Annotated in this window: 10 protein-coding genes and 1 pseudogene; 4 read left to right on the top strand and 7 right to left on the bottom strand. The window is 68.3% G+C overall.

Features of this window, described 5'->3' with window-relative positions; all coding sequences use genetic code 11:
* Together LPZ50_RS15005 and recQ are read left to right on the top strand one after the other, a co-directional pair.
* Positions 1 to 1,225, top strand: a 1,225-nt coding sequence (locus tag LPZ50_RS15005) for a fimbrial protein (RefSeq protein ID WP_230662271.1), incomplete at its 5' end; no start/stop codon positions are given.
* Between the two features lie 80 nt (positions 1,226 to 1,305).
* Positions 1,306 to 3,120: a DNA helicase RecQ gene (gene recQ, locus LPZ50_RS15000; protein ID WP_230662270.1), complete on the top strand. Its 1,815-nt coding sequence runs from the start codon at positions 1,306 to 1,308 to the stop codon at positions 3,118 to 3,120.
* 208 nt (positions 3,121 to 3,328) lie between these two features.
* Here recQ and ruvB read toward each other — a convergent pair whose 3' ends face one another.
* A complete protein-coding gene (gene ruvB / locus LPZ50_RS14995; RefSeq protein ID WP_230662269.1) occupies positions 3,329 to 4,390 on the bottom strand; it encodes a Holliday junction branch migration DNA helicase RuvB in 1,062 nt (353 codons plus the stop codon).
* A 797-nt stretch (positions 4,391 to 5,187) separates the two neighbouring features.
* Here ruvB and LPZ50_RS14990 point away from each other — a divergent pair.
* Together LPZ50_RS14990 and LPZ50_RS14985 are read left to right on the top strand one after the other, a co-directional pair.
* Entirely contained in the window at positions 5,188 to 6,153 is a 966-nt protein-coding gene (locus LPZ50_RS14990; protein ID WP_230662268.1) for a threo-3-hydroxy-L-aspartate ammonia-lyase, read from the top strand.
* Positions 6,154 to 6,226: 73 nt separating this feature from the next.
* Entirely contained in the window at positions 6,227 to 7,147 is a 921-nt protein-coding gene (locus tag LPZ50_RS14985) for a complex I NDUFA9 subunit family protein (protein ID WP_230662267.1), read from the top strand.
* A gap of 10 nt (positions 7,148 to 7,157) precedes the next feature.
* Here the strand turns inward: LPZ50_RS14985 and ruvA are convergent, their stop codons facing one another.
* From ruvA to LPZ50_RS14955, 6 genes and pseudogenes are all read right to left on the bottom strand, one after another.
* A complete protein-coding gene (gene ruvA, locus LPZ50_RS14980; RefSeq protein ID WP_230662266.1) occupies positions 7,158 to 7,730 on the bottom strand; it encodes a Holliday junction branch migration protein RuvA in 573 nt (190 codons plus the stop codon).
* A gap of 74 nt (positions 7,731 to 7,804) precedes the next feature.
* Positions 7,805 to 8,350 (bottom strand): crossover junction endodeoxyribonuclease RuvC, encoded by a 546-nt coding sequence (gene ruvC, locus LPZ50_RS14975; RefSeq protein WP_230662265.1) that lies wholly within the window; start codon positions 8,348 to 8,350, stop codon positions 7,805 to 7,807.
* Positions 8,350 to 9,939, bottom strand: a complete 1,590-nt coding sequence (purH, locus tag LPZ50_RS14970) for a bifunctional phosphoribosylaminoimidazolecarboxamide formyltransferase/IMP cyclohydrolase (protein ID WP_230662264.1) — start codon at positions 9,937 to 9,939, stop codon at positions 8,350 to 8,352. Before purH ends, ruvC begins: the two co-directional genes overlap by 1 nt.
* 47 nt (positions 9,940 to 9,986) lie before the next feature.
* Positions 9,987 to 10,226 carry a helix-turn-helix domain-containing protein gene (locus LPZ50_RS14965; RefSeq protein WP_230662263.1) on the bottom strand — a complete coding sequence of 80 codons (240 nt, stop codon included), beginning with the start codon at positions 10,224 to 10,226 and terminating at the stop codon, positions 9,987 to 9,989.
* Between the two features lie 38 nt (positions 10,227 to 10,264).
* Positions 10,265 to 11,287, bottom strand: coding sequence for a tRNA dihydrouridine synthase DusB (gene dusB / locus LPZ50_RS14960; RefSeq protein ID WP_230662262.1), 1,023 nt, complete (start codon positions 11,285 to 11,287; stop codon positions 10,265 to 10,267).
* A gap of 74 nt (positions 11,288 to 11,361) precedes the next feature.
* Positions 11,362 to 11,492 (bottom strand): annotated as a pseudogene (locus LPZ50_RS14955) (monooxygenase); the annotation flags it as partial.

Here is an 11,492-nt window from a genome sequence, read left to right as displayed (position 1 = left end):
GCCGGCCGTGCACGCCCCCGAACCGGCGGCCCGTGCCGAGCCGCTGCCGTACGACTGGAGCGAGGTGCAGCGTGCCGCCCGGGACGGCATTGCGGTGCTGGCCCCGGCCCAGCCCATGCCGGTAACCCCCGTCAGCGTGTCCGAATCGCGCGAGCTCGAATTGGACCCCGTGCCGTGCCAACTGCGGCCGGCCGAAGGGCTTACCGATGCCTCGCTGCAGTCCGATGCGGGCGTGGGGCCGGCACAGGCCGCGCCGCTGCCCATCCAGTGCGCCAATATGTTCCCGGACGTGCCGGCCGTGCCGCAGCAGCAATATTCGTTCGGCCTGGAAACCCTGGATCCGGTGCCGGGCGGTTCCATCATGGTGGTGACGGGCGTGGCCCAGGCGCCCAGCCCCTGGTTTTCTTCGGTGGGCTCGCAACAGGGCTTCGCCTATACCGCCGGGCGCTGGACTTACCGCGACGCCGTCGGCCCCACCGTGGCGCTGGGCAACCTGACGGCCAACGCGCCCATGTGGGGCAGCGCCGTGCCGATCGGCGGCCTGCAAGTGTCCGACTGGGCGGGGGGGCGGCAAGCCGTGCCGCAGGGCCGGCTGACGTATTCATCCGCGGTGGGGGCGTTGAACTACACCGATACGGCGGCACCGGCCGGAGCCTTCGACTATGGCGTCACGGCCGGCAGCGGCACTCTGCGGTATGGCCTGACCCCGGTGCTGACCCTGGAAAGCCAGGTGCAGAGCGCACCGGGCATGGCGACACAGGGCATGGGCACCACCTACAGCGCCGGCGACCTGGGCACCTTCCAGGCTGGGGCCACGCAAAGCAACTTCGATCACGTCAACGCCTGGCGCTATCGCTTCGGCTACAACGTCAACCTCTGGGAATCCCTCAGCCTGGCCGTCACCAACGAACAGACGGAAGCGGGTTTCGGCGACCTGTCTCTGTACCGCGCGGGCGGCGTGGCCGCGCCCCGCACCAGCAATACCGTGGCCGCGGGCGTGCCGGTCCAGGGCTGGGGCACCGTCTCCGGCACCTATAGCGGGTTGCGCGAAAGCGGCCAGGCGGTAGAGCAGCGCTTCGGGTTGCAGCACAGCATGTTCGTGGCGCCCGGCGTGCGCCTGGCGGTAGGCGCCGACCGCGACGTGGTATCGGGCGACTACCTGATGCGCGCCGGCCTGAGCATGCCGGTGGACGCCTTCGTACTGGGCCGCTGGCTGCCCTGGTAGGGACGCATCCGCCCCCCGGCGCGCCCCGCCTGTCGCAATGAAGCTTAAAATCGCCGCCATGACGTCTTTCTCTACACCCCATGTCTGACCCCCGCGCCCAGGACGTCCTGCAGCGCGTTTTCGGCTACGAATCCTTCCGCGGCGACCAGCAAGCCATCGTCGACCATGTCGTCGGGGGCGGCGATGCACTGGTGCTGATGCCTACCGGCGGCGGCAAGTCGCTGTGCTACCAGGTGCCCGCCCTGGTGCGGGCCGGCACCGGCATCGTGGTGTCGCCGCTCATCGCCCTGATGCAGGACCAGGTCGACGCCCTGACCGAACTGGGCGTGCGCGCGGCCTTCCTGAACTCCACGCAAGACTGGCGCGAGGCGCGCGACGTGGAACAGGCGTTCCTGGATGGCGAACTCGACTTGCTGTACGTGGCGCCCGAGCGCCTGCTGACCGACCGCTGCCTGCAACTGCTGGACCGCGGCCGCATTGCCCTGTTCGCCATCGACGAAGCCCACTGCGTGTCGCAATGGGGGCACGATTTCCGGCCGGAATACCTGGGCCTGTCGATGCTGCACGAGCGCTGGCCCGACGTGCCGCGCATCGCCCTGACCGCCACGGCCACCGCCGCCACGCGTGTCGAGATCGCGCAGCGCCTGGCGCTGGACGAAGCGCGGCATTTCGTGGCCAGCTTCGACCGGCCCAATATCCGCTACCGCATCGTCGAAAAGAACGAGGTGCGGCGCCAGTTGCTGGACTTGCTGCGCAGCGAGCACGAAGGCGATTCGGGGGTGGTGTATTGCCTGTCGCGCGCACGCGTTGAAGAAACCGCCGATTTCCTTTGCCAGAACGGCGTCAGCGCCTTGCCGTACCACGCCGGGCTCAGCCCGGCCGTGCGGGCCTCCAACCAGTCGCGCTTCCTGCGCGAAGACGGCATTGTCATGGTGGCCACCATCGCCTTCGGCATGGGCATCGACAAGCCCGATGTGCGCTTCGTGGCGCATATCGACCTGCCCAAATCGGTGGAAGGCTATTACCAGGAAACCGGCCGCGCCGGCCGCGACGGCCTGCCGGCCACGGCCTGGCTGGCCTACGGCCTGCAAGACGTGGTGCAGCAGCGCCGCATGATCGATGAGTCGCCCGGCGACGAAGCGTATCGCCGGCGCCTGGGCCAGCAACTGGACGCCATGCTGGGCCTGTGCGAAACGGTGGAATGCCGGCGGGTGCGGCTGCTGAACTATTTCGGCCAGACCATCACCGCTTGCGGCAATTGCGATGTCTGCCTGGAGCCTCCCCAGGCCTGGGACGGCACGGTGGCCGCGCAGAAGGTACTGTCGGCCGTGTACCGGCTATGGAAGGAACGCGGCCAGCGCTATGGCGCCGGCCACATCATCGACATTCTGCGCGGCAAGGCCACCGACCGCACCCGCCAGCATGGGCACGAGACGCTCAGCGTATTCGGCGTGGGCGCCGACTTGTCCGAAAGCGCCTGGCGCGGCGTACTGCGGCAATTGCTGGCGCACGGCCTGCTGACGGTGGACCACGAAGGCTTCGGTACCCTGGCCCTGACAGAAGGCAGCCGCGCCGTGCTCAAGGGCGAATACCAGTTGATGCTGCGGCGCGAATCCGAAAAAAAGGGGCGTGCCGCCAAATCGGGCGGCCGCGCGCGAGCCGCCGCGGTGGAACTGCCGGCCGATGCCCAGCCCCTGTTCGAGGCCTTGCGCAATTGGCGCGGCGAGGTGGCCAAGAACCATGGCGTTCCCGCTTATGTGATTTTCCACGACGCCACGCTGCGCGAGATTGCGCTGGCCCGGCCCGGCTCCATCCAGGAACTGGGGCATATCAACGGAGTCGGAGTGCGCAAGCTGGAAGCCTACGGGGAAGATATCCTGCGGCTGGTGGCATAAAAGGGGCTTGTGCCTGTTCTTGGCATATGTCAGGCGCCTATGGCACGACCTTGGCCGCCGCGGCGAGTTTGCGCCGGCATTGCCGGGTGTCCGGCTCCCATCAGGGTGCCGGACACCGTCCCACTGAGACTGCCGTGGCACACAGCGGGTGTCTGGCACCTGTCGGAGCCAGACACCCGCAATACCTACGAATGCCGGCCGGGCGGGGTTATTTGTTGAACAGCTCGCCGCTGCCCGACGGGGGGGCCAGGCCCAGGTGGCGCCAGGTGGTCTGGGTGGCCATGCGGCCGCGCGGGGTGCGTTGCAGGTAGCCGTGCTGGATCAGGTAGGGCTCGATCACATCTTCGATGGTGTCGCGCTCTTCGCCGATGGCGGCCGCCAGGCTGTCCACGCCCACCGGGCCGCCATCGAATTTGTGGATGATGGCTTCCAGCAGCTTGCGGTCCATCAGGTCCAGGCCTTGCGGGTCGACTTCCAGCATGGCCAGCGCGCGGCCGGCGGTATCGGCGTCGATGACGCCATGCGATTTCACTTCGGCGTAGTCGCGCACGCGGCGCAGCAGGCGGTTGGCGATACGCGGCGTGCCGCGTGAACGCCGGGCGACTTCGGCCGCGCCGTCGGGCGTGATCTCGGCATTGAGCAGGCCGGCGCTGCGCGTGGCGATGCGGGCCAGGTCGTCGGCGTTATAGAACTCCAGCCGCGAAACGATGCCGAAGCGGTCGCGCAACGGATTGGTCAGCATGCCCGCACGGGTGGTGGCGCCCACCAGCGTGAAGGGCTGCAGGTCGAGCTTGACACTGCGCGCGGCCGGGCCTTCGCCGATCAGGATGTCGATCTGGAAGTCTTCCAGCGCGGGATACAGGATTTCCTCGACCACTGGCGACAGGCGGTGGATCTCGTCGATGAACAGGACGTCGTTTTTTTCCAGGTTGGTGAGCAGCGCCGCCAGGTCGCCCGGGCGTTCCAGCACCGGGCCCGAGGTTTGCCGCAGCTGCACGCCCATTTCGTGGGCGATGATGTGCGCCAGCGTGGTCTTGCCCAGCCCCGGCGGGCCGAACAGCAGCACGTGGTCCAGCGCCTCGCCGCGCTTGCGCGCGGCGGCGATGAAGATCTCGAGCTGTTCGCGGGCGCGCTGCTGGCCTACATATTCCTGCAGCGCCTTGGGCCGCAGGGCGCGTTCGATGGATTCTTCGTTGGGCGACACCGGTTGCGGCGTCACCAGGCGAGGGGCGTCGGGCAGAGAGGAAAGCGAGTCGGACTGGATGGCCATGATGGGAACGGGACTGGCTGCGGGGCAGGAAAAAAGGGGCCAGCGCAAGCATCGTACACCACGCCGGGGGGCGCTTGGCGTGTGGGAAGGAGGCGGTTGGTGGAATTGTTTCTTGCCCCGTCCCGCGCCGCAGGGGCAGGCGGTGGCGGCGAACGTGCGTCGGGCTCGGGCGCATACAGGCGCCCTCGGCCTGCTGACGCAGGCTGCCCCGCCGCCCGACACGCCGCCACCGCCTGCCCCTGCGACGCGGGACTGCGTTGGTGTTGATTCGGGCCGTTGTCAGGTCTACCTATTTGTAGCCCGGGGGTCCGGTTCCCATGGGGTGGCTGGCCCCGGCTGCAGATCATGGCGGCAGACCGCGGCACGAACTCCTGGCCGTGCTGGCTTCGGTGTCTGGCACCCGATGGGAGCCAGACACCCGGCGAACCCCGCGCAAGCTCGTCGCGACAGATCAAGGCAGCGCCGGGCATCAGGCATCTTGGCGAAAGCCGATCACTTGAAAACACGCACCGTCCAGGCTTCTTTCAGTACGAGATGCCGCCAGCCTCTGCGTCCAGGGCATGGGGCCGGGCGAGTTGACCGGCGGGGCAGCCTGCGCAGCAGGCCGAGGGCGCCTGCATGCGCCCGAGCCCGACGGGCTTTGCCCGGCCCCATGCCCTGGACGCAGAGGCGACTCAAGCAAGCAAAACCCCCAACGCACACAAACCCCCAACGCACAAACCGGCCAACCAAAAACACAACCGCCAAACTGGCGATATCATGCTCGGATCCCCAATCCGCACCCCGAAGGATTCCTCATGTCCGCCGCACTTCCCACCTATGAAGACGTCGTCCGCGCCAGCGAAACCCTGGCCGGCGTGGCGCATCGCACTCCGGTGCTGACCTCGGCCACCGCCGATGCCCGCGCGGGCGCGCAGATCTTCTTCAAGTGCGAGAATTTCCAGCGCATGGGCGCCTTCAAGTTCCGTGGCGGCTACAACGCCATTGCCCGGCTGACGCCGGCGCAGCGCGAGGCGGGGGTGGTGACGTTTTCCTCGGGCAACCATGCCCAGGCAATCGCGCTGGCCGCGCGCCTCCTGGGAGTGCGCGCCACCATCATCATGCCGCACGACGCCCCGGCGGCCAAGCGCGCCGCCACCGAAGGCTATGGCGGCCACGTGGTCACCTACGACCGCTATACCGACGACCGCGAGGCCGTGGCGCAACGCATCCAGGCCGACACCGGCGCCACGCTCATCCCCCCGTACGACCACCGCGATGTCATCGCCGGCCAGGGCACGGCAGCCAAAGAATTGTTCGAAGAGGTCGGCCCGCTGGACGCCCTGTTCGTATGCCTGGGCGGCGGCGGCCTGCTGGCGGGTTCGACCCTGTCGGCGCGCGCCCTAAGCCCCGATTGCCAGGTTTACGGTGTAGAACCCGAGGCCGGCAACGACGGCCAGCAGTCGCTGCGCAAGGGCGAGATCGTGAAAATCGCTACGCCCAAGTCGCTGGCCGACGGAGCAGTTACCACCCACCTGGGCCAGTTGACCTTTCCCATTATCCAGCAGGGCGTCCAGGACATCGTCACGGTCAGCGATGCGCAACTGGTCGACACCATGAAATTCTTTGCCGAGCGCATGAAAATCGTGGTCGAACCCACCGGCTGCCTGTCCACCGCCGCTGTGCTGCAGCAGGTGGTGGCGGTGCCGGGCAAGCGGGTGGGGGTGATCATCAGCGGTGGCAACGTCGACCTGGCCAACTACGCCCGCCTGATGGCCGCTTGACCGATACGCTTGCGGCCCCGCACGGGGCAGGGCAGAATGGGCCAACTGTCTTGTCCGAACAGGGGCTGCGGCAATGCGTATCCTGCTCATTGGCGGTACCGGCTTCATAGGCCGGCATGTGGCAGCGCGGCTGGCGGCGCGCGGCAATTTTCTCATGGTGCCCACGCGTCAATACGGCCGCGGGCGCGATCTTCAATTGTTGCCCACGGTTACCATCACCGAAACCGATGTGCACGACGACGACGCGCTCGATCGCCTGCTGCATGAATGCGATGCGGTGATCAACCTGGCCGGCATCTTGCATGGCGGCCGCGGCCAGCCCTACGGCGCCGGTTTCGCCCGCGTGCATGTGCAACTGCCGCAACGCGTGGCCCAGGCCTGCCGCCGCCGCGGCGTGCGCCGCCTGCTGCACATGAGCGCGCTGGGCGCCGATGCTTCCGGCCCCAGCATGTACTTGCGTTCCAAGGGCGACGGCGAGGCCGCGGTGCGCGCGGTGTACGCCGACTGGCCAGAAGGCGCCTGCACCATTTTCCGTCCGTCGGTGGTGTTCGGCCCCGACGACCACCTCACCACGCTGTTCGCCCGCCTGGCGCGCTGGCTGCCCGTCATTCCGCTGGCGGGGGCCGGGGCACGCATGCAGCCGGTGTATGTGGGCGATGTGGCCGCCGCCTTCGAGGCGGCGCTGGGCAATTCCCATACCGCGGGCGGCACCTACGAGCTATGCGGGCCGCAGGTGCATACCCTGGGCGAAATCGTGCGCCTGTGCGCGCTCTGGAGCGGCCACCCGCGGCCGGTGTATGCCATGCCCATGGGCATGGCCCGCCTGCAGGCCATGCTGTTCGAATGCCTGCCCGGCGATCCGCTCATCTCGCGCGACAACCTGGCCTCGCTCAGCGTCGACAACGTATGCAGCGGGCCCATGCCGCCCGAACTGGGCGTGGCGCCGCTCAGCATGGAAGCCGTTGTCCCGGGCTACCTGAAAAGCGGTTCCTGACGCCTGGGAATCAGCGCACCAGCGCTTTCAGCGCCAGGCGTATGCCGTCGGACACGCCGGTGCCTTCGGGCAGGGTTTTCAGCGCCGCCTGCGATTCCTTGTCTGAATAGCCCAGGGCCAGCAGGGCGTTCAGGATGTCGGCCTGGCTGTCGGGCACGGCGTACGCCGCGGCGCCGATGTCGGCGCCCAGCTTGCCGCGCATTTCCAGCAGCAGCCGTTCCGCGGTTTTCTTGCCTATGCCCGGCACGCGCGTCAGGCGGCCGGATTCCTGCAGGGTAATGGCCTGGGCCAGGTCGGCCACCGACAGGCCCGACAGCACGGCCAGGGCCGTGCGCGCGCCGATGCCGCTGACCTTGATCAGTTCGCGGAAGGCCGCGCGCTCGTTGGCGGTGGCAAAGCCATACAGAATGTGCGCGTCTTCGCGCACCGTCAGGTGAGTGTGCAACGCGACCTTGGCGCCCAGCTCGGGCAGGGCGTACAGGGTGCTCATGGGCACCTCGATGTCATAGCCCAGACCATTGACGTCCACGCAGATGGTGGGCGGCAGTTTCTCGACCAGGGTTCCGGTAATGCGTCCGATCATGGTGCGGGTGCCAACCTCGTAAAAGAAGGCGGCGCGCCGCGCGCGCCTGCCGGCATTCTAAACGGTGGGCCGGGTCAGCCCACCAGCCGGCCGCCGCGCAAGCGCGCGCCGGCCAGCGTGGATGCATTGGGGTGCCGCCCCAGGCGTGCCTGCAGCGGGCCCACATGCGCATGGCAGATGGCGCAGGCCAGCGCGTCGGCCGAATCGGGGGCCGGCGTGCCGTCCAGCGACAGCAGGCGCTGCACCATCATCTGCACCTGTTCTTTCGCGGCCCGGCCCGTGCCCACCACGGCTTTCTTGATCTGCAGCGCGGTGTACTCGTGCACGTCTAGCTTGCTGTCGGCCAGGGCGCACAGGGCGGCGCCGCGCGCCTGGCCCAGCAACAGGGTAGACGCCGGGTTGGTGTTCAAGAACACGATTTCCAGCGCGGCCACATCGGGGCGGGTATCGCTGGCCACCTGGCGCAGATTGTCCAGGATGACTTTCAGGCGTTCGGGCAGCGGCAGGGCCGGCGGCACCACGATGGTGCCGCTGGCCACGTAGCGCAGCCGCATGCCTTCGGCATCGATCACACCGAAACCGGTGCGGCGCAGGCCGGGGTCGATGCCGAGGACACGCATCAGTGGCGGAAGTGGCGCGTGCCGGTCAGCACCATGGCAATGCCGTGCTCGTCGGCGGCGGCGATCACTTCGTCGTCGCGCATGCTGCCGCCGGGCTGGATCACGCAGGTGGCGCCGGCCGCCACGACCACGTCCAGGCCGTCGCGGAACGGGAAGAACGCATCCGAGGCCACCGCCGAGCCCTGCAGCGTCAGGCCGGCGTTCTCGGCCTTGATGGAGGCGATGCGCGCGGAATCCACGCGGCTCATCTGGCCCGCGCCCACGCCCAGCGTCATGCCGTTGCCGGCAAACACGATGGCGTTGGATTTGACGTACTTGGCCACTTTCCAGGCAAACGCCAGGTCGTTCATTTCCTGGTCGGTGGGCTTGCGCTGGGTGACGACCTTCAGGGCGTCGCGCGGCACGTTGTAGGCGTCAGGTGTCTGCACCAGCCAGCCGCCGCCCACGCGCTTGATGTCGAACGCATTCTGGCCGGTGCCCGCGGGCACTTCCAGCACCCGCACATTCTTCTTGGCCGCCAGGACGGCCAGCGCCGCGCCGTCGTAGGCGGGGGCCAGCAGCACTTCCAGGAATTGCCCGCTGACGGCCTCGGCCGTGGCCGCATCTACCGGGCGGTTGAAGGCGATGATGCCGCCGAAGGCCGAGGTGGGGTCTGTCTTGAAGGCCTGCTGGTAGGCATGCAGCGTGTCTTGCGCCACGGCCACGCCGCAGGGGTTGGCGTGCTTCACGATGACGCAGGCCGGCGTGTCGAAACTGCGCACGCATTCCCAGGCGGCATCGGCGTCGGCGATGTTGTTGTACGAGAGTTCCTTGCCCTGCAGCTGGCGGTAGTTGCCAAGCAGGCCGGCGGCGCGGTCGCGGTCGACGTAGAACGCGGCCTGCTGGTGGGGGTTTTCGCCGTAGCGCAGCGCCTGGGCCTGCTGAACCTGCAGCGTCAGGGTGGCCGGCCACGCGTTGCGGGCCGGCACCGCGTCTTGCGCGGGGGCCGCGTCCGCCAGGCTGGTCAGGTAGGCGCCGATGGCGCCATCGTAGGCGGCGGTATGCGCGTAGGTCTTGGCGGCCAGTTCCAGGCGCAGGGCGTACGAAGTGCTGCCGCCCTGGTCCATTTCGGACAGCACGCGCGAATAGTCGGCCGGGTCGATCACGACCGTGACGCCGCCGGCTTCGGTGCCGTGGTTCTTGGCGGCGGCACGCAGCATGGCCGGGCCGCCGATGTCGATGTTTTCCACCGCGTCGGCAAACGTGCAGTCGGGGCGGGCCACCGTTTCGCGGAACGGATACAGGTTCACCACCAGCATGTCGATGCGGTCGATGCCGTGCTGCGCGATGGTGTCCAGGTGTTCGGCGCTGTCGCGGCGCGCCAGCAGGCCGCCGTGGATCTTGGGATGCAGTGTCTTGACGCGGCCGTCCAGGATTTCCGGCGAGCCGGTGTGCGCGGCGACCTCGGTGACGGCCAGGCCGGCATCGGCCAGCAGGCGGGCGGTGCCGCCGGTGGACAGCAGGCGTACGCCACGCGCGGCGAGCGCGCGGGCGAACTCGACGATGCCGGTTTTGTCGGACACCGAGAGCAGGGCAGTTTCGATTTTCATGTTCGGACAGCTGTGATGGGGGAAATCGGTGGATGGCCCGGAGGCATTCAGGGCTGGAGATTGTGGGCTTGCAGCTTCTTGCGCAGCGTATTGCGGGTGATGCCCAGCATTTCAGACGCCCGGGACTGATTGCCGCCTGCGCGTTCCATGGCCACTTCGAGCACCGGGCGTTCCACGCACCGCATCACCATGTCCCACATATCGTGGGGCTCGGAGTCACCCAGGTCTTCGAAATAGCGCTCCAGGCTGGTGCGCACGCAATCTTCCAGGACATCTTTCTTGCTCATGTGTACAGATATTTATAGTTGGAGGTTTTGGGGGCGGATCACGCCGCCATCAGGGGAGGCGCGGCGGCCGGGGATGCCGGGCCGCCGCGCGCAAGATCGTCGAACCACTCGGACACGGCCCGCCATTGGTCGCGAGTGTTCTCGATGAGATTCATGTGGTCGCGGAACGTGTCCGCGCCCGGCAGGCCGTCGATATACCAGCCGATGTGCTTGCGGGCCGAGCGCACGCCGGTGTGCTCGCCGTAAAAACGGTAATGATCGTCCAGGTGCTCGAGCAGCAGGTTGCGCATTTCTTCGTGGGAAGGGGGCGCCAGCGAGTCGCCCGTGCGCAGGTAGTAATCGATTTCGCGGAAGATCCAGGGCCGGCCCTGGGCCGCCCGGCCGATCATGACCGCATCGGCGCCAGTGTAATCCAGGACGCGGCGGGCCTTCTCGGGCGAGTCGATATCGCCATTGGCGATGACGGGGATGGAGATCTCGGCCTTCACGGCCCGGATCGTGTCGTATTCGGCTTCGCCGGTGTACAGGTCGGCGCGGGTGCGGCCGTGCAGGGCCAGGGCGGCGATGCCGGCATCTTGGGCGCGGCGCGCCACGCGCAGCGCGTTGCGGTGCTCGCGGTCCCAGCCGGTGCGGGTTTTCAGGGTAACCGGCACGCCCAACGGAGCGCAGGCGGCCACCACGGCGTCCAGGATGCGGGCGACCAGGTCTTCGTCGCGCAGCAGGGCCGAGCCCGACGCCAGGTTGCACACCTTCTTCACCGGGCAGCCCATGTTGATGTCGATGATGCGCGCGCCGCGGGCGGCGTTGAACGCGGCAGCCTCGGCCATCATGGCCGGGTCGGCGCCGGCGATCTGCACCGCCACCGGCGCGATTTCCCCGTCGTGGTTCAACCGGCGCGATGTCTTGACGCTGTCCCACAGGCGCGGGTTGCTGGCCGCCATTTCAGACACGGCATGGCCGGCGCCCAGGCGCTTGCACAACTGGCGGAAAGGGCGGTCTGTCACCCCCGCCATGGGGGCGACCAGCACGTTGTTGGGAAGGGTCCAGGGGCCGATGCGCATGGGCAGATTTTAACCGCCTTCATCCGGCCCCTATTGGAGCCGGCCATTCTTCGGGGCTTGAGCGCCCGGCGTTGCTACGCTCGCAGCCCCTGCAGCAGGTGGCGGGCCAGCGGGGCGCGTAGCGGCGTGGCCAGGTCCAGGGCCAGCAGCCCCAGCCCGCAGGCGTGTTCCACCGGGGCCAGGCCGGTGGCAAAGGCGCGCGGCA

Origin of the sequence: Bordetella petrii (genome assembly GCF_020991325.1) — a bacterium.
Taxonomy (GTDB): Bacteria; Pseudomonadota; Gammaproteobacteria; order Burkholderiales; family Burkholderiaceae_B; genus Bordetella_A; species Bordetella_A petrii_E.
This window is presented reverse-complemented; position numbering and strand designations above follow the sequence as displayed.

Bases quoted from the DNA above. Each gene is read 5' to 3' on its own strand.
- recQ (WP_230662270.1), top strand. From the start codon at position 1,306: ATGTCTGACCCCCGCGCCCAGGACGTCCTGCAGCGCGTTTTCGGCTAC.
- ruvB (WP_230662269.1), bottom strand. From the start codon at position 4,390: ATGGCCATCCAGTCCGACTCGCTTTCCTCTCTGCCCGACGCCCCTCGC.
- LPZ50_RS14985 (WP_230662267.1), top strand. From the start codon at position 6,227: ATGCGTATCCTGCTCATTGGCGGTACCGGCTTCATAGGCCGGCATGTG.
- LPZ50_RS14965 (WP_230662263.1), bottom strand. From the start codon at position 10,226: ATGAGCAAGAAAGATGTCCTGGAAGATTGCGTGCGCACCAGCCTGGAG.
- LPZ50_RS14990 (WP_230662268.1), top strand. From the start codon at position 5,188: ATGTCCGCCGCACTTCCCACCTATGAAGACGTCGTCCGCGCCAGCGAA.
- purH (WP_230662264.1), bottom strand. From the start codon at position 9,939: ATGAAAATCGAAACTGCCCTGCTCTCGGTGTCCGACAAAACCGGCATC.
- dusB (WP_230662262.1), bottom strand. From the start codon at position 11,287: ATGCGCATCGGCCCCTGGACCCTTCCCAACAACGTGCTGGTCGCCCCC.
- ruvA (WP_230662266.1), bottom strand. From the start codon at position 7,730: ATGATCGGACGCATTACCGGAACCCTGGTCGAGAAACTGCCGCCCACC.
- ruvC (WP_230662265.1), bottom strand. From the start codon at position 8,350: ATGCGTGTCCTCGGCATCGACCCCGGCCTGCGCCGCACCGGTTTCGGT.